The sequence below is a fragment of the Magnetovibrio blakemorei genome (assembly GCF_001746755.1).
Classification (GTDB): domain Bacteria; phylum Pseudomonadota; class Alphaproteobacteria; order Rhodospirillales; family Magnetovibrionaceae; genus Magnetovibrio; species Magnetovibrio blakemorei.
In genome coordinates this window covers 1-16,340 of sequence record NZ_MCGG01000009.1, presented here as the reverse complement: position 1 = coordinate 16,340, position 16,340 = coordinate 1, and the positions used below count along the sequence as shown (strand labels likewise).

Annotated in this window: 16 protein-coding genes; 8 read left to right on the top strand and 8 right to left on the bottom strand. The window is 52.6% G+C overall.

Going from position 1 to position 16,340, the window contains the following annotated elements; genetic code table 11:
- Nucleotides 1-29 precede the first annotated feature (29 nt).
- Both BEN30_RS02955 and BEN30_RS02950 read right to left on the bottom strand, forming a co-directional pair.
- Entirely contained in the window at nt 30-1,682 is a 1,653-nt protein-coding gene (locus BEN30_RS02955) for a cyclic peptide export ABC transporter (RefSeq protein ID WP_069956859.1), read from the bottom strand.
- Between the two features lie 4 nt (nt 1,683-1,686).
- Nucleotides 1,687-3,339 carry a cyclic peptide export ABC transporter gene (locus BEN30_RS02950; RefSeq protein WP_084004940.1) on the bottom strand — a complete coding sequence of 551 codons (1,653 nt, stop codon included), beginning with the start codon at nt 3,337-3,339 and terminating at the stop codon, nt 1,687-1,689.
- Between the two features lie 520 nt (nt 3,340-3,859).
- Here BEN30_RS02950 and BEN30_RS02940 point away from each other — a divergent pair.
- Nucleotides 3,860-4,492 carry an SHOCT domain-containing protein gene (locus tag BEN30_RS02940; protein ID WP_069956856.1) on the top strand — a complete coding sequence of 211 codons (633 nt, stop codon included), beginning with the start codon at nt 3,860-3,862 and terminating at the stop codon, nt 4,490-4,492.
- A gap of 27 nt (nt 4,493-4,519) precedes the next feature.
- Here the strand turns inward: BEN30_RS02940 and BEN30_RS02935 are convergent, their stop codons facing one another.
- On the bottom strand, nt 4,520-5,092 hold the full coding sequence (locus BEN30_RS02935) for a hypothetical protein (protein WP_139134816.1): 573 nt from the start codon (nt 5,090-5,092) through the stop codon (nt 4,520-4,522).
- A gap of 91 nt (nt 5,093-5,183) precedes the next feature.
- On the opposite strand from BEN30_RS02935, the gene BEN30_RS02930 reads away from it, so the two are divergent.
- Nucleotides 5,184-5,468 carry a hypothetical protein gene (locus tag BEN30_RS02930; protein ID WP_069956854.1) on the top strand — a complete coding sequence of 95 codons (285 nt, stop codon included), beginning with the start codon at nt 5,184-5,186 and terminating at the stop codon, nt 5,466-5,468.
- A gap of 99 nt (nt 5,469-5,567) precedes the next feature.
- Nucleotides 5,568-5,867 carry a hypothetical protein gene (locus tag BEN30_RS02925; protein WP_139134815.1) on the top strand — a complete coding sequence of 100 codons (300 nt, stop codon included), beginning with the start codon at nt 5,568-5,570 and terminating at the stop codon, nt 5,865-5,867.
- Nucleotides 5,868-5,873: 6 nt separating this feature from the next.
- Here BEN30_RS02925 and BEN30_RS02920 read toward each other — a convergent pair whose 3' ends face one another.
- The 3 genes from BEN30_RS02920 to BEN30_RS02910 form a co-directional block, all read right to left on the bottom strand.
- Nucleotides 5,874-7,274, bottom strand: a complete 1,401-nt coding sequence (locus BEN30_RS02920; RefSeq protein ID WP_069956852.1) for a tetratricopeptide repeat protein — start codon at nt 7,272-7,274, stop codon at nt 5,874-5,876.
- A gap of 2 nt (nt 7,275-7,276) precedes the next feature.
- On the bottom strand, nt 7,277-9,130 hold the full coding sequence (locus BEN30_RS02915; RefSeq protein WP_139134814.1) for an ExeA family protein: 1,854 nt from the start codon (nt 9,128-9,130) through the stop codon (nt 7,277-7,279).
- Between the two features lie 112 nt (nt 9,131-9,242).
- Nucleotides 9,243-9,677, bottom strand: a complete 435-nt coding sequence (locus BEN30_RS02910) for a YbjQ family protein (RefSeq protein WP_084004939.1) — start codon at nt 9,675-9,677, stop codon at nt 9,243-9,245.
- Nucleotides 9,678-9,896: 219 nt separating this feature from the next.
- Between BEN30_RS02910 and BEN30_RS02905 the strand changes: the two genes are divergently transcribed.
- Both BEN30_RS02905 and BEN30_RS02900 read left to right on the top strand, forming a co-directional pair.
- Nucleotides 9,897-10,976 carry an HD domain-containing phosphohydrolase gene (locus BEN30_RS02905; RefSeq protein ID WP_069956850.1) on the top strand — a complete coding sequence of 360 codons (1,080 nt, stop codon included), beginning with the start codon at nt 9,897-9,899 and terminating at the stop codon, nt 10,974-10,976.
- 93 nt (nt 10,977-11,069) lie between these two features.
- The gene (locus BEN30_RS02900; RefSeq protein ID WP_170826938.1) at nt 11,070-12,236 is read left to right on the top strand and encodes an MFS transporter; all 1,167 of its coding nucleotides are present in this window, start codon (nt 11,070-11,072) and stop codon (nt 12,234-12,236) included.
- Nucleotides 12,237-12,266: 30 nt separating this feature from the next.
- On the opposite strand, the gene BEN30_RS02895 is transcribed toward BEN30_RS02900, so the two are convergent.
- Both BEN30_RS02895 and BEN30_RS02890 read right to left on the bottom strand, forming a co-directional pair.
- The gene (locus BEN30_RS02895) at nt 12,267-12,710 is read right to left on the bottom strand and encodes a CoA-binding protein (RefSeq protein WP_069956848.1); all 444 of its coding nucleotides are present in this window, start codon (nt 12,708-12,710) and stop codon (nt 12,267-12,269) included.
- Nucleotides 12,707-13,528, bottom strand: coding sequence for an enoyl-CoA hydratase (locus BEN30_RS02890; protein ID WP_069956847.1), 822 nt, complete (start codon nt 13,526-13,528; stop codon nt 12,707-12,709). The genes BEN30_RS02895 and BEN30_RS02890 overlap by 4 nt, the downstream gene beginning before the upstream one ends.
- A 338-nt stretch (nt 13,529-13,866) precedes the next feature.
- On the opposite strand from BEN30_RS02890, the gene rplM reads away from it, so the two are divergent.
- The 3 genes from rplM to BEN30_RS18780 form a co-directional block, all read left to right on the top strand.
- The gene (gene rplM, locus BEN30_RS02885) at nt 13,867-14,331 is read left to right on the top strand and encodes a 50S ribosomal protein L13 (RefSeq protein ID WP_069956846.1); all 465 of its coding nucleotides are present in this window, start codon (nt 13,867-13,869) and stop codon (nt 14,329-14,331) included.
- Between the two features lie 3 nt (nt 14,332-14,334).
- Complete coding sequence (gene rpsI, locus BEN30_RS02880) at nt 14,335-14,829, top strand: 30S ribosomal protein S9 (protein WP_069956845.1); 495 nt, start codon at nt 14,335-14,337, stop codon at nt 14,827-14,829.
- A gap of 149 nt (nt 14,830-14,978) precedes the next feature.
- Nucleotides 14,979-16,340, top strand: a 1,362-nt coding sequence (locus BEN30_RS18780; protein WP_139134813.1) for a histidine kinase dimerization/phospho-acceptor domain-containing protein, incomplete at its 3' end; no start/stop codon positions are given.

Sequence of the window (16,340 nt, the reverse complement as noted above, 5' to 3'; positions counted from 1 at the left end):
AAGGCTGTTGCTCTTAGAGAGGGGCGGCGTTACTCAGCCAGTTCGGTGCCGGGACGGTCCCACTTGATGGTGCCCAAATCAAACTTTATGACACGATCCGCCAGATGCCAGAAGCGTTCGTCGTGGGTGACCGCGACAACGGTTTTCCCCTGTGCTTTTAAGTCCGGGAGGATTTTAGTGTAAAAGACTTCGCGGAAATGAATGTCTTGTTCGGCGGCCCACTCATCAAACAGATAGATCGGACGGTCTTCCAGTAAAGTGGCAATGAGGGCGAGGCGTTTGCGTTGCCCCGTGGAAAGATTGAGTTGGCTAAAGCAGCCATCTACAAACTTCACTTTGCCTGTTAACTCCATCATTTCGATCAGCCGATCAACCTCTTCCTGTTTGACATGCTCCAACCCATAAAGCCGATCAAAGAGATGGAAGTCGCCAAAAACAGCCGCATAAAGCTCTCTGATTCCGGCGACCCGGACATCGTCCAAGGGGGCGCCATCGTCAACGGAGATATGTCCTGAATCACGATGATAGAGCCCCGCAATCAGTCTTAAGGCGGTTGATTTGCCGCTGCCGTTGCCGCCAACAAGAAACAATATCTCTCCTCGCTGCAGGGTCAGGTCCCAGGGACCGGACGTAAACAGGGATGCGCCGTCTTGGTCCCGGTGGTGATATGTGATTTCAGAAAAGTTGATGTGCTTAAAGTTTTGAACCGACTCAGATGCCTTGCGGGCGTATGTGGGGGCAATGCCACCTGCGGCTTCAAGTTCCTTTTGCATGCTGAGAATTTCTTGCAGACCGACGTCCGCGCGCAGGAACAGAGGCGATTCAGCGACAATCTTCGTGAGCGGCGTCAAACAGAACATCATCGTCGGTACGAGCTGAAAAATAATGGTGCTGTGGGCTGCTATATAATTGGGAAAAACGAAGACAACGATCCCCAACATCGCAAACATGACAATAGCACCAAGTAAAATGAGATAAGTCCACCGTCCGCCAGCCACCGTTAGCAATTCTTCGGTGGCGCGCGATTGCTGGTTAAAAACTTGAAAAACCGCTTTGCTGCGGGACCTGTTGAGGCGCAACTCCTTGCTGCCATGGATGATGTCTCCAAACCGATCTAACAGTTTGGCTTGTTGTTCAGCTACTTTTTGAAGGATGTCTCGATAGCTGGTGTTGATGTGCAGGTAGCCGTATATCCCCAGCAACACAGCCAGCATGAAGACGACCAAAGCGGCCCAGGACAGATAGGCCAGATAAAACAGCGCGATCACCAACAAGATGGCTTGCTGAAAACCTTCCACAAGGATGGGGAAGGTGATCGATAGGTGGTTGGTTTCATGGGACAGCAGCGAATAGAGCTTTCCGCGCCCTAAATGATTGACTGTCTTTAATTCAGAACGCCTGAGTTTGTCCGCGACATCAACGCGAAGGTTCATCAACAGCCTCTCAATGACGCGATTGGCTTGTAACAGCGCCATTTTATTGCACTGGAAATAAAGCGCAAAACCAGCCGCAAAAACAAGCCAGCCGATGAGACCCGGCCTCTCGCCCTGAGCCACCAGAATGGCGACTTCGTTTACGACTACGATCAACAAAGCATTGGCGATGCCGGCAATGGTCGTAAACACTGCGATTTTGGTCAGTTCGCCCCGACGCGCTTGTTTTAAAAATGGGATAATTGCCACGATGTTAGCCTTTATCCGAGCGAGGATGGGGCGGGGTAACAGGACCCATGGCACCGATCTCTAAGTTGAGGGTGCGGTCACTCAGATGCCAGTAACGATCGTCATGGGTGACCACCAGGACCGTTTTGCCCTGTTCCTTGAGTTGGGCGAGAATCTCGGTGTAGAAAATTTCACGGAAATGCGCATCTTGATCTGCGGCCCATTCGTCGAACAGGTAAATTTCCCGATCTTCCAACAGACTGACGATCATGGCCAGCCGTTTGCGTTGTCCTGTGGAAAGTTCGAGGGTCGAGAAACGGCCGTTGGTGAATTCAACTTTATCCTCCAACTCCATCCAGCGAATCAGCTCATTCACCCGGGATGGGCTGACGCCTTCCAATCCGTAGAGTCTGTCAAAGAGGTGAAAGTCGGTGAAAATGCAGGAGAAAAGCGCGCGATAATTCTGTCGCGTTGCGTCTGTAATGGGGACGCTATCAACAAGGATCTGACCGCCGTCGCTTTCATAAAGGTTGGCAATCAATTTAAGGGCTGTCGATTTTCCGCTGCCGTTTCCACCCAGCACAAAAAGACGCTCACCGCGATGAATGTCCAACGTCCACGGACCGGTGGTGAAAATCGCGTTGTGACCGGCGTCCCGATAGCTGAATTGAATGCCTTCCAGTGTAATGGTTTTGAAGGACAGAAAAGGGTTGGTTTCATCGCCGGGCACGGTGACAGGCACGTCATCCCTGTTCAGTCGCTGTTCCAGTTCAAACACATGGCCCAATCCGATATTGGCTTTGGCAAACAGGGGAGCCGCAGAGGTGACCGCAGCCACAGGTCCGACCAAAAAGATAGACGCCGCGACAATTTTGTAAATCGTGTCGGTATAGCCTTGGAAAAATATCGGCAAGACGAATACTACGACGCCGACGAGGGCATAGAGAAAGGCGTTGCTGAACAACAGCAGCACGGCCCACTTGCCGCCAATGCCAACAACAACCCGCTCCAAATCGTTGAGCACGCGTTTAAACCGTTTGTGCAGGGCGTCGTTTTTGTCGGCGTTCAGGCGGATTTCCTGGAAACCATCTGTGTAGTGCTGCAATGAGTCCAAAAACTGGGACTCATGGGCGTGAACCTCGACCATGGCTTGGTTCATGGCCAAACGGCGCCGCCAAAAAAAATACAAAGCAAAGGCCGTGGATGAGGCCACCACGATGAAGGCAATTTTTGAGAGAAGGGCGATGTAGATCAAACAAAAAAACAGCAGCATCAAGCTTTGAGATGCGCTGGCCAGCAATGCAAAAGTATGGCTGAGGTGGTTCGTTTCCTGGGCCAAAGTGGAAAAGATGTCGCCATGGCCGATTTTTTCCAGAGTTCTCAAGTCAGCCTGAAGAATCTTGTCGGCGATACGCAAACGCAATGCGCTCAAACGTTTTTGCAAAAAACCATTGGCCTCTTGCAGCGAGGTCCGATTGGCAATGAGGTAGATACAAAAGGCAATGAGGTAAAGCAGCAGCGTTTGCGTTTCGACGGGTACATCCAGCACACTTTGTTCAGCGGCAATGTTAATCAGGGCAATCAAAATCGCGTTGGCCATCCCAGCCAATGCCGTAATAAAAATGACGCTTCGCGAGGGGAGTGTGCCGCCCAACCTGAGGAGGTGAAATATATGCATGGTTTCCTATGTGGTGGAGTTGCGTTAGATAGTCCCGTCGAACATCAGAACGTCGCCAATAGCACCTTTGCGATAACTAATGTGGTGGGCGCGTCAATCACGTAAGACACTATGCCCGAATGTGAATTGGAATTCCAGTCGGCATTGTTTGGCAAAACTCTAATTGCAATCAAACCATTTACCCAGCCTCATGTCCGGAAACGGTTTACGGATTGTGACGCGGATGTAATTCGTCGTTATACCTTTATGACTCGCGACGAGTTTCAGTCTCGCGTTGGGGCTTTCAATCTTGGCGTTGTCCTTGCCCAACACACACGCCTGGGTGCGATCCTATTGTGGCTGTGGGCTTGGGTTGAGGTGTCCTTCATTGTTTTCCTGGGTGAATAAGCGTTAGTTCAATTTGTGTGTGATGGGTTGACGAATACCGAAAATCCCCTATACATTTCAGCGCTACCTATAAGGTAAATGTTAATTTTAAATCAATCATGAAATTATTTTCAAAAGTGTTTTAGGGGGGAAGATGAATATTAAATCCATTCGCGTGTTTGCTGCAGGTGTGGTCGCCTTACCAATTTTAACGACCGGATGCTCATCAGTTACAGGAACTGTAAATCAAAGTGTTTCCGTAGAAACTCATGGGCAAACCGGCACAGAAGTTGTTGGCGCATCTTGCGAGCTGACAAACAACAAAGGTAAATGGTTTATTCAAACGCCCGGATCTACGACCATCCATAGGTCAAACGATGATATGCAGGTCTTATGCAAAAAAGAAAGTATGGAGAATGGACGGGCAGCAGTGGTATCAGACGTGAAAGGTTCAATGTTTGGCAATATCGTTTTTGGGGGAGGTGTTGGCGCTATCATTGACCATAGCAATGGGTCTGCATATGAATACCCACCTGTCATAGACGTTGTTATGGGAAGCTTTTCAAAAATTGAAACTCCCAAGAACCCATCTGCCCAACAAGACAATGACAAGCCTGCTGAAATGCAATCTTTAACGGCTTCGACAAAGACGGAAGCAGACAATCAAACGCCAACAAAGGATTCCACTTCCCAAAAATTACGTGACCTGCTTGCCCTAAGAAATGACAACGTAATTACCGAAGATGAGTTCCAACAAAAAAAGAAAGCATTGCTTGAAAGTCTATAAAACAGCACGAAAAACAATCATCATTTTTCACCGTTTCGCCCCGTAATAAATGTCCGTTGCCGTGATGTTTAAATGGATGTCGGCGCCTTGTTGTGTGGCTTTGATGACCAGCAACGTAAACGGCAAAAAGAAGGTGTAAACGCAATTGACCTTGTCATAACAATCGACGGAGGTTGGCAGACCATAAGTAAAGGCGAGATGCTCTTCCAATCCGGCCGGGGACATGTTTTTAAGATTGTTTGCGTAGCTGATCTGCCAGACTTTTTCACCGTACTCGGGGGTGTTGAAGCGCAGCGTGTAGAGCACGCCGTTCTGATTGATTTTGCTGACCTTGTCGCCTTGGACCACGATCGTTTGCAATGTGGGCAGCTTCGCGCGCATCTCGTCATAGGGCACGCCAAGGCGTATCCCTTCGGCAATCTCTGGGGGTCTGTTTATGTCGAAATGAAAGAAATATCCGCCGAACACGATGGAGGCGTAAGCCGACGCGCATACGATCACGGCGGTTATGGTGATGTATACGAGGACGTGGAAACTCCAAAGGTTTCGCGTATCTTTTTTGCGCCGACCGGGACTTCGTTTATGGTTTTCATTTTGCACGGTGAGCCTCATATGTTCAGCAGATAGATGGTCTGTTCATCAGTTTGTACCATACGCCTCTATAGGTCAGGTCTTTTTGCCGGGAAAAGAAATGAAAAAAAACTGGAAAGGGATTTTGATCATTGCTGCCCTGGTGGTGATGGTGCCTTGGTTCTTAGCAGGTTTTAAGGCTGATGCCTTGGGTTATTGGCTGCAGGTGGCCTTTGCTTTGGTGTTGAGCGCCCTTATTGTGAGTCCTGTTGTGGGGCTTGTTGAGCGCCGTTTTGGCGAAGGGGCGGCAGGCTTGGTGGCGTTTATGCTGTTGCCAGAAATGGTGTTGTTTTTTCATTTTATTTTATTTCCCCGCGTTGAGGCATGGCTGTTTGCGTTGGGGTAGGCGGCAATTGAGAATTGCACGCATTGATAATTGTGTTACGATTGAATCGTTCTATGTTATTTCCTGGTCTTAATTGGGCTCGGAATGGGGGAAATGGTTATGGGATCACATGATGATAAAACCTGTGCGGCGTTTGAAGCGGCATTGCGTGCTATGGGCGGGTCTCATCTGCGTTTAGATCAGGTGGTGGAGGCGTTTCAGGTGGCGTTTCCTGCCGCGACCATGCAGGCTGATATGCGTCAGCAATTGCATGACGCCATTTTGCACTTAAGCCAGTCGGGCGTGCTGACCCTTTCCGCGGAAATGCATGATGACAATCACCCCATTTCCTTGCCTTCATTCGTCGAGATGTCGGCCAACATTTATTATCACGATCCAGTCTCCAATTCGGTGAATTGACGGACCCTAGAGATTCAGGCGGTCAAGTTCGCGCTTGGCAGCATCGTATTGGCGAAACTGGACGGCACCGGTGGCGAGGACCTTTTCAAAGGCGCGGCGTGCCGATGCCTTATCGCCATTCAGCAACGCGTTTATACCCAAAAAGAAATAGCCCGTGCAGCGGCGCTCTTGTTGGCTGGGATGTTGATCGGCCTTGCCGGTATCGCTTTCCATAGCGGCAATGAGCGCTGCTTCATCGATTTGACCTAGAACGTGGCGCACCAACGGTCCCGGCCAGGGCGTTAAATCTTCTTTGGCAGCGTCTTTACCCAACTGTGCCAAGCCGTCTTGCTGGGCGCGGGTGCGGCTGAGATATAGCCACAAGTGACTGTACAGCCTAAAACTTGGGTCTTTGGCGACACCTTGGGCGCGCACAAAGTCGGTCACCGCATGGCGCGCGTCACCGATATAGAGGTTTAAGTATCCCCGGCTGAACAAGGCAAAGGCATGGTCAGGCTTGGCGGCGATGGCGCGGGCGTAATCCCCGATGGCGGAGAGTTCCTTGCCGGATTTTTCATTGGCCCAGCCGCGCGCAAACCAAGCCTCGGCTAGATTGGGCTCAATCTTCACCGCCTGATCAAGATCGCGCAGGGCCTGATTGTAAAATCCCTTATCGATGGCGCTCCAAGCCTTTTCCACAAAGACCTTGGCGACTTCGGCCTGGGGTTTGGGGGGAATTGGCGCTTGGGGTACGACGATCAAACTGGGCTTGGGCAGAGGTTTGGGCATGGCCGCAACGTGTGTTTCAGCTTGAGGCGCATCTCCATCTGTATTGACCTCCGCTTCACCCGTTTCCTGGTTTTGAACCGTGTCCGGTTTTGGATCGGCAGTCGGGGCCTGCGGTGCAGGTTCGGGGGCGCTTTCTATAATGGGCGCGGGTGCGGGCGCGGATATGGGGGTGGGCGAGGGCATGGGTTTGTGGACGGTGATGGAGGAGACTTGAGGTTCAGGCAGTGGCAGAGGTTCTGCAACCGCGCTCTCTTGCACGTGTTCCTGAACGGTGTCTTGAAGGGGGGGGGGAAGCGTAGGGGGCGGCGCCGGGGTTTGGGCCGGGGTCGGGGTCGGGTCCGGGGCCGGTGTGGCTACGTCCAGCGTCCGTTGAGGGGCAGCAGTCGCAGCGTTGGGCTGTGGGCTGGAATGTGGTGCGTTTTCAGAGTTTGCGGATTCCAACATATCGGGACGGTAATAGATAACGTTGGCCAGAATGAGGACGGCGAGGCCAAGGGCTCCCGCCAAAATCCAGGGCACGGGGTTGGGGGCATGGGCGCTGAGGGTCGGAGAAAACGGGGAGGCGTGACCCAACGTCGGGATTTCCCCACGCTTTCGTTCGGCATCCGATTTTTTCAGAGCTTCGAGGATATAAGACATGCTTACATATCCCCAAGAATAATCGTTTTGCCGAATGTTTCTCCGGCCACGCCCGTGATGTGCAGGAGCGTCTGGGGGGTGACGACGCCGTCAGAGTCCAGATTGTGGTCAAGCTGGAACAGGCGGATTTTGTCACGCAGGCTGGGGCCAAAAAAGACGCTGCCTTGGCCCGATGCATCCGCCGCATTGTCAGGGTATCCGGCTTTCGCCAACAAACGGCGCAGTTCGACCACGTCTTGGCCTTGGTCGCCAAACGCCAACGGACGCTGAATGATGTCGTTGGCCTTCCACAAAATCAAATAATCCCCCGGCCAACGCAGTCCAAAGGCCAACGTCTGCATGGCAATGGCGCGATCACCGAAATCAATGGTGATGCTTTCGCCCACCAGATCTTTTTCAATGGTCGATACAACACCGTAAAGAAGCTCGCCATCGGGCATGGTGAATGACACCACCTGGGGGCGATTCATCGCCTTGATCCCGGTGATATTGGTTTGACCTTGTTCGCACATTAAGCCCGCAGAGCGGGCCTTCTGGCAAGGCGTCAAGCCATCCAGAGCAAGGTAGTCCTGGCCCCATTGTTTGAACAACGTCACCAAGGCGCTGTCCAAGGAGCCGACCTTGCCAAGGTCCCCAATCAAGGTCGATTCCGCCTTGGATATATCTACTATTTCCGGTGTATCGGATTCCGCTGTGGGGCTGTTGAGTTCAGGCTCTGCCTCAATTGTGGACGGTTGAGGGGGGAGTGCATCGGGCAAAATCGCATCGGAGATCTGCCCCGGTTCTGAGAGGGGCTGAGAAGGGGAAGGGGAGACAACTTCCGGTGCGGCTTCGGGTGCCATTTCTGGTACATTTTGTGGCTCATCGCTCTCAATCACGTCTGTAACGGGGGACGGAAGGACGAGGGCTAAGGTGCGGCCTAGTTTTTCGTGCAGACTCCAGTGGTATGGATCGAACACGCCCAGAAACAGCACGCCCGTGAGGGTAAGAGCCAAGGCCAAGGAGGTCCAGGCGCTTTTGCCGCTGACTTGACCGTAGGTGCCCAGCACTTCACCACTGGCGCGTTTGGCCAGTTTGCTGTCAATTTCGCGTTTGCCTTCCACGTAAGCGGCCAGCAGGGCGCGGTCGCAGATGGAATTGATCAGGCGCGGAACCCCGTGGGAGGCTTTATGGACGGCGGCAACACCTCCTCGGGTGAACACGCGGGTGTCCAGTCCGGCCACTTTCAAGCGGTGTTCGATGTACGCGCGGCTTTCGCTTAAGGTCAAAGGGCTCAGGTGGTAGCGCGCCGTGATGCGTTGCGAGGTTTGGCGCATTTTCGCCAACGCCAAGGTGTGGCTGAGCTCCGGCTGCCCCACCAAGATGATTTGCAGCAGCTTCTTTTCAGACGTTTCCAAGTTGGTCAGCAGTCGCACCAATTCGAGCACTTCGGGGCTGAGACACTGCGCTTCATCGATCATCAACACCGGATTGCGGCCCATGGCATGGGCGCGCAACAGATGGTGATTCATGAAATCGAAGTAATCTTTGAGGCTTTTGGTGCCCAGCGGGTAGGGGATGCGCATTTCGTCGCAAATGGTGGCCAGCAACTCGGCTTCGGTCAATTTGGGATTGAGAATCAACGCGACATCGGTGTTTTCGGGCAACTGTTCCAGCAACGCCCGGCACAAGGTGGTCTTGCCGGTGCCGACTTCGCCTGTGAGCAAAACAAACCCGCCGCTGTCGCTGACGCCATACAACAAGTGCGCCAGCGCTTCTTGATGGCGCTGGCTCATGAACAAGTAGTGCGGATCAGGAATGATGGAAAACGGATTTTCCGAAATTCCAAAATAGTCCTGGTACATGGACTGGGTCATAAATCAGCGCGGTTCCATTATGCGTGTTGATGTATTGGGTTCATGGCACGCGCATGTTAGCACGCGCTTTAACATCATTTGAAGCGATGAACGTCACACAACAAGTGCTTGTTTAAATGGCTTGAAGCTTGACTGCAGTGCCGCTGGCAACCACCATGAGCATCGATTTGCCATCACCGGAAACTTCGGAATAATCCAAATCCACGCCAATCACGGCGTCCGCACCGGCGATCAAGGCTTCTCTGCGCAGTTCCGTCAAACAGGTCTTGCGGGCATCGCGCAGCACCTTTTGTGAAGCGCTCGAACGACCGCCGACAATGTCGCGGATCGAGGCAAACATATCGCGAAACATGTTCATGCCGAACACGCATTCGGCCGTAATGATTTCAAGGCGTTGGGTGATTTTATATTCGGGCATGGCAAATTCGGTGGTGAGAATCAAGTTTTTGGCAATTTCGTCGATCACCGAAGTGGATAGCTCATCGTACTGCTTGTTGGCGATAAGCTCTTCAATTTCTTTTTCATTTTTACCGAACAATCCAAACATCGTATTATTTCCTCACAAGGGGGTATGGTATTGACATATACGGGTATTATAAACATGCTCTGGGTGTCTTGAATACGCCTTGTCGTGGATAGACCGTACAGTATATGCTGGAATTATTATAAATTTTGCATTTTGAGCACTCATTTCTACCCTGCCGCACAATTTATTGTTTGCCCGGAACGGGTTGGTGAATTGCTTAAGTAACAAACAAGGCTGCGCATGCCCGACGTCGACACTTATATTCGCAATGCCCGCATCTTGGTGGTGGACGATAATTTCACCAATGTGACGCTGTTGACCAACTTGCTTGAGGCCGAAGGTTACGTGCATGTCATTGGAGTTACGGACCCCCGTGAAGCCGTGGCGCTTTACCAAGCGGAGCCTTTTGATTTGGTTTTGCTCGACATTCGCATGCCGCATATGAACGGCTATGAAGTCATACAGACCTTGAAATCTATGGCGAACGGCAATATTGCACCGATTATGGTGCTCACGGCGCAGACCGACATGGATACCAAGTTGAAGGCCCTGGAAGCGGGTGCACAGGACTTTTTGCACAAACCGTTTGAACGGGTTGAAGCGTTGATCCGCATCCGCAATATGCTCGAAGTGCGCTTGTTGCACAATCAGGTTCGTCAGCAAAACGAAGACCTGGAACATAAGGTCCAAGAACGCACCCACGAATTGGAAGAAACCCGCTTGGAAGTGGTGCGCCGTTTGGGCCGCGCGGCGGAATATAAAGATAACGAAACCGGCATGCATGTTGTGCGGATGAGCAAAATCGCCGAACTTCTGGGGCGCGCCATCGGCATGAGTGAAGAGGATGTGAAGCTGTTGCTTCATGCCAGTCCGATGCACGACATCGGTAAAATCGGCATTCCCGATAGCGTTTTGCTCAAACCCGGAAAGTTGGACCCCGCCGAATGGGAAGTGATGAAAACCCACGCCCAAATTGGCATTGAGATTCTCGGCGATCATGTTTCGCCCTTGATGCAAATGGCGCGTATGGTGGCCTATTCGCATCACGAAAAGTGGGATGGTTCGGGCTATCCTCGGGCATTGAAGGGTGACGCAATCCCGTTGGTTGGGCGCATCACCGCCGTAGCAGACGTGTTTGATGCGTTAACGTCTGAGCGTCCCTATAAAAAAGCCTGGATAATTGAAGATGCCGCCCAATTTATCAAGGATCAGTCGGGGATTCATTTTGACCCGGCCATCGTTGAACAATTTTGCAAACATTTTGAGGCCATCGCAGCGATCAGCAAATCCTATCGGGATACGTTTGAAGTGAACGACTGATCGTCCCGACTGCCTTTTTAACTTTCGGAGACCGCTCCCGTGGAGCCTGTTCCTTTCCCCCCCGCACCAACGCCAAGGACGGCACGTTGGTCGTTGGCCTTTTCGTGCGTGGGGCACACGTATTCACATCTGTTTGCGCCGATCTTTTTTGTCGTCGCCTTGTTGTTGGAATCTGAGTTCAATCTGACCCATGGCGAAGTCGTCAGCTTGATCGTGGCCGGCAACGTGATGTTTGGCGTGTGTGCGCCGTTGTCTGGCTGGCTGAGTGATAAGTGGTCGGCCAGCGCCATGATTGGTGTGTATTTCTTTGGCTTGGGCGCAGGCATGGTGCTGTGCGGGCTGGCGCAAACGCCGGTTCAACTGATGATTTTCCTCACTCTGACAGGCGTGTTCGGCTCCATATATCATCCCGTCGGTTTCGCGTGGTTGGTGTCGCAGGTGGAAAAACGTGGTACCGCCTTGGGCATCAACGGCGTGTTTGGCACCTTGGGGCCGTCTGTCGCCGCCCTGTCCGCTGGTGTGCTTTCCGCAGCTTTTACCTGGCGCGCCGCCTTCATCGTGCCGGGGGCGGTGGTGTTTGCCACGGGCATTGCGTTTTGGGTGCTCCGCCAGCGCGGTATCATCCATGACGCTGCCATAGAACGGGTGGGGGAACCCACGCCCCCCAAGCATGAAGTGGTGCGCACCATTATCGTGTTGGCCGTAACCATGCTGTGCACCGGATTGATTTATCAGACCTCTTCACCAGCTCTGCCCAAGCTCTTTTCCGAGCGTCTTGCATCTTTTGCCGATGATAGCGTGTTGGGCATCGGCGCCATGGTGGCGTTGGTGTATGTGGTGGCCGGGGCGGTGCAGTTGGTGGCTGGACGCCTGAGCGACACGTATTCGCTCAAAGTTCTCTATATGCTGGCGTTTGTGTCGCAAATTCCCTTTTTGATCCTAGCGGCGCAGTGGACCGGTGGTGGATTGATGATCGCCGCCTTGGTGATGGTTTCGGCCAATCAAGCCGCACTTCCGGTGGAAAACACCCTGATCGCGCGCTACGCGCCCAAGGATTGGCGCGCCTTGGCGTTTGGCCTTAAGTTTATCTTGGCGTTTGGGGTGAGCAGCTTGGGGGTCTTGCTGGAAGGCTCGCTGTATGATCTGACCGGCGGGTTTTCGATCATCTTCATCGTGCTGGCGTGCATCGCCACCGTGGGCTTGGCGGTCAGTTGGCTGTTGCCATCGCAAAGCAAACCACAGCCTGTTTTGGCTGAGTAATTAACGATTACATAGTATTGGTTATGTTTCTTAATGTTCAGCGAGAAGTCCAAGGCGCTTGATTTCAATTTTCGGGCAGCGGTTTTGCACCACCACAAGGCCCGCCGCTTCGGCTTCTCCTTTGGCTTTGTCGTTGGTGACGCCAAGCTGCATCCACACCACCGTCACGCCCTTATCATCGCTGAGCGTTATGGCTTCGCGCACCGTTTCGCCCGCTGCGTCTGAGGCGCGAAAGATGTCAACCATATCAAAGGGGCCGGGGGCCTCTTGCAGGGATGCATAAACGGTTTCGCCTAGGATCGTTCCGCCCGCAAGGCCGGGGTTGATGGGGATGATCTTGTAGCCCTGGCCCTGCATGAATTCCATCACTTGATAAGAGGGCCGCTCGGTTTTGTTGGAGGCGCCCACCAGGGCGATGGTGTTGATGGTTTCTAAGATTCCAACCAGCATATCGTCAGTGTCGGTTTTGCTCATTCTTTACGGTCTCTCCATTGGGGCATCGGCTGTTTGTCGATAAAGGCGCGCACACCGTGGCGGGTATCGGGGTGTTGCATATTTTGGGCCATGGTTTCAGCCGCGATGACATAGGCCTCTTCAATGGGCAGGTCGAGTTGGTTGAGCAACAGGCGTTTGCCAAATTCAATGGCAGCAGGGGATTTAGAAGCGATTTCCAGCGCCAGGTTTTCCACTTCTGCTTCCAAGACTTCCGCGCCTACTGCACGATTGAGCAGGCCCAGCCGCTCGGCTTCCTCAGCAGAGATGAATTTGCCCGTATAAAGCATCTCCGCCGCCGCTTTGCGGCCAATGGCGCGGCTGAGCGGCACCGACGGGGTGGCGCAAAACAGACCCAGATTGATGCCCGATGTGGCGAATTTGGACTGGGTGGACGCAATTGCCAAATCGCACTGCGCCACCAATTGACAGCCTGCTGCTGCAGCGATGCCATCGACCATGGCGACGACCGGTTGCGGCAGATGGTGGATTTTCAGCATCATTTTGGCGCAGGCGTTAAACAACGTGGCACACGGCTCCAGTTCGGGACGGCTCATCATTTCTTTGAGATCATGGCCCGCCGAAAAGGCCTTGCCCGCACCTTTGATAACCACCACACGCACGCTGGCATCGTCGGCCAAGGCATCAAGTACGTCGCTTAAGGCCTGAATGGTGGCCTCTGACAAGGCGTTGAGCTTGGTTGGGCGGTTCAGCGTCAACCACGCCACCTGGTCCTTGTTTTCGCGCAGAATCAAAGCATCTTCTGGGGTGGAGGTGGTGGCAGGTGCAGGGGAGGTCATGGTCAACGGCCCATTTTCTATTTTTGACGTCTGTTCACTTTATATACTTGCTATATTCGACTTTTGCAGTTGGTGTGTCTAGGTCCTGACACGCGTATCGCGGCAAAAATCATCATTTTAGCAAGGTATCCTAATACCTCAAAAATAAGCCTTTGTTTTTATTGACTTATTTGACGAGTGATCAAAACAAAATGTTTGACAGGGGCGTGGGACTGGCTTAAAACGCGGCTTCTTCGTGATTTTGCGCTTTTGGGCGATTTCATGAAACCAGTTTTAACACCCGTGCGGCTTTTCCCAAGGGAAAACAACCCGCACACATCCGCGAAACGGAGCTGAATATGAAAACCTATTCCGCTACACCCGCTGACGTCGTGAGAAAATGGTATGTCATCGATGCTGAGGACCTGGTCCTTGGTCGTATGGCCAGCCAGATTGCACTGCGTTTGCGCGGTAAGCACAAACCGATGTTCACCGCACACATTGATTGCGGCGACAACATCATCGTCATCAACGCCGAAAAGGTGAAGTTGACGGGTCGCAAGCGCGAAAACGAAAAATTCTATTGGCACACCGGACATCCGGGCGGCATCAAAGAACGCACCTTGGGCGCGATCTTGGATGGCAACTATCCCGAACGTGTGGTCATTAAGGCTGTTGAACGCATGATTTCTCGTACGCCCATGGGCCGCACGCAGATGAAAAAATTGCATGTTTATGCCGGTTCCGATCACCCCCATGCTGCGCAGAATCCTGAAGTTTGGGATATTGCCGCCATGAACACGAAAAACAAGAGGAGCGCGTAAGCCATGGCTGATCTTGGAGACCTTAAGGATCTGGTCGCTGGTGGCGAAGTCTCGACGGCTGGTGCCGTTGCGGGTGGAGCTCCGGCGGTTGTAGAACCGAAAATCGATGCTCAGGGCCGTTCTTACGCCACGGGCAAACGTAAAAACGCCATTGCGCGCGTGTGGATCAAGCCGGGTAAGGGCAAGATCACCGTCAACGGCCGCGAAGTCGAAACTTATTTCGCGCGTCCTGTGTTGCGCATGTTGATCAATCAGCCGTTTTCCGTGGCTGCTCGTGAAGGCCAGTACGATGTGGTCTGCACGGTCACCGGTGGCGGCCTGTCGGGTCAAGCCGGTGCGGTGCGTCACGGCATTTCCAAAGCCCTGACCTACTTCGAGCCAGGCCTTCGTCCCGCGCTCAAAGCCGGTGGCTTCCTGACCCGCGATTCACGTGTTGTTGAACGTAAAAAGTACGGCAAAGCCAAAGCCCGTCGCAGCTTCCAGTTCTCCAAACGTTAATTCGGAAACTGTTTTATGGGATCAAGGGGCTGCAAGAGATTGCAGCCCCTTTTCCTATGGTTTTTTTGACCCAAACCAAGTCAGAACAGTGATATAATCTAAACGGATCATCCAACCTTTTATGTGCGGGCTAAGCATTGCTGAAATTCATGGTCAATCACCCGCGCAGTTCCATCTGGGCGCTCTTGTTGATTTTTACCTTGGCGTTGCCGTATCCGGTGAACGCTTCGAACGGCTTTGAAGAGGTCTTTGAAAAGCACAACGATGCGATGCTTTTGATTGATCCTGGCGATGGCCGCATCGTCGATGCCAATCTGGCGGCAGCGCAGTTTTACGGTTATACCCGCGACCAGTTGCGGGCCATGAAGATTCAAGACATCAATCAGCTGACCGCCGCACAAGTCGAGCAAGAACGGAGACTGGCAAAGACCGAGGGGCGCAGTTATTTCATTTTCCGTCACCAGCTTGCGGACGGCACAATTCGCACGGTTCAGGTATACTCAATCCCCGTTAATTATAACGGTCGGATCGTCTTGTATTCCACCATTCACGACATTTCCAACGAACGGGTCCTAGAGGACGATTTGTGGCATTACCAGACGCAACTGGAAGAGATGGTTGATCGCCAGACCAAAGACATTCAAAAAGACAGTCGCAGGTCTATATTGGGTCTCAGCATCGGGGCAGGATTGTTGCTTTTGCTGGCGCTTTATCTGTTGCTGACCTTGCGCAAACACAGAAAAGCCGAAAAAGCCCTGGCTGTGAACCACCAGTCTGTTCTGCGTTTGCAGCGTCTCTCGTCAGCTGCTGACAGGGACTTTGAGAGCAAGGTGAACGAGCTGTTGGAAATGGGCTGCGATGTGTTTGGCATGCCGTTGGGGATTGTAAGCCGGATCGAAGGCGATACTTATACGGTCATGTATGCGTGCAGTCCGAACGGAGCGCTGATTCCTGGTACCGTTTATGACCTGAACAACACGTACTGCATCCACACCTTGAATTCAGATGCGCCGACCGCGTTCGTCAACGTTGGCAAAAGCGAAATTGCCGAACATCCCTGTTACAAGGGGTTCGGCCTTGAATCGTACATCGGCATTCAATTGATGGTGGGCGGTCAACGCTATGGCACACTCAACTTTTCAAGTCTTGAGCCCCATTCAGAGCCTTTTAGCACCTCAGAATACACGCTGATCCGGCTCTTCGCGGATTGGGTCGAGAATGAATTAACCCGCAAAGACTATGAAACCGACATCATTCTTGCCAAATCCGAAGCCGATCTGGCAAGTCGCGCAAAATCAGAGTTTTTGGCTTCCATGAGCCATGAGCTGCGCACGCCGTTGAATTCGATTATTGGTTTTGCCGAAATGATGAAGTACGAAATCAAAGGCCCGTTGCCGAGTGTATATATTGAGTATACGGGGTTCATCACCAAAAGCGGAAAACTGCTGTTGGAAACCGTCAACAGCATCCTGGATTTGGCAAAGATTGAGGCTGACAAATTTGAGCTCTAC

Coding starts and splice junctions, on each gene's coding strand:
- BEN30_RS02950 (WP_084004940.1), bottom strand. CDS start 3,339: ATGCATATATTTCACCTCCTCAGGTTGGGCGGCACACTCCCCTCGCGA.
- BEN30_RS02940 (WP_069956856.1), top strand. CDS start 3,860: ATGAATATTAAATCCATTCGCGTGTTTGCTGCAGGTGTGGTCGCCTTA.
- BEN30_RS02930 (WP_069956854.1), top strand. CDS start 5,184: ATGAAAAAAAACTGGAAAGGGATTTTGATCATTGCTGCCCTGGTGGTG.
- BEN30_RS02925 (WP_139134815.1), top strand. CDS start 5,568: ATGGGATCACATGATGATAAAACCTGTGCGGCGTTTGAAGCGGCATTG.
- BEN30_RS02920 (WP_069956852.1), bottom strand. CDS start 7,274: ATGTCTTATATCCTCGAAGCTCTGAAAAAATCGGATGCCGAACGAAAG.
- BEN30_RS02915 (WP_139134814.1), bottom strand. CDS start 9,130: ATGACCCAGTCCATGTACCAGGACTATTTTGGAATTTCGGAAAATCCG.
- BEN30_RS02910 (WP_084004939.1), bottom strand. CDS start 9,677: ATGTTTGGATTGTTCGGTAAAAATGAAAAAGAAATTGAAGAGCTTATC.
- BEN30_RS02905 (WP_069956850.1), top strand. CDS start 9,897: ATGCCCGACGTCGACACTTATATTCGCAATGCCCGCATCTTGGTGGTG.
- BEN30_RS02895 (WP_069956848.1), bottom strand. CDS start 12,710: ATGAGCAAAACCGACACTGACGATATGCTGGTTGGAATCTTAGAAACC.
- BEN30_RS02890 (WP_069956847.1), bottom strand. CDS start 13,528: ATGACCTCCCCTGCACCTGCCACCACCTCCACCCCAGAAGATGCTTTG.
- rplM (WP_069956846.1), top strand. CDS start 13,867: ATGAAAACCTATTCCGCTACACCCGCTGACGTCGTGAGAAAATGGTAT.
- rpsI (WP_069956845.1), top strand. CDS start 14,335: ATGGCTGATCTTGGAGACCTTAAGGATCTGGTCGCTGGTGGCGAAGTC.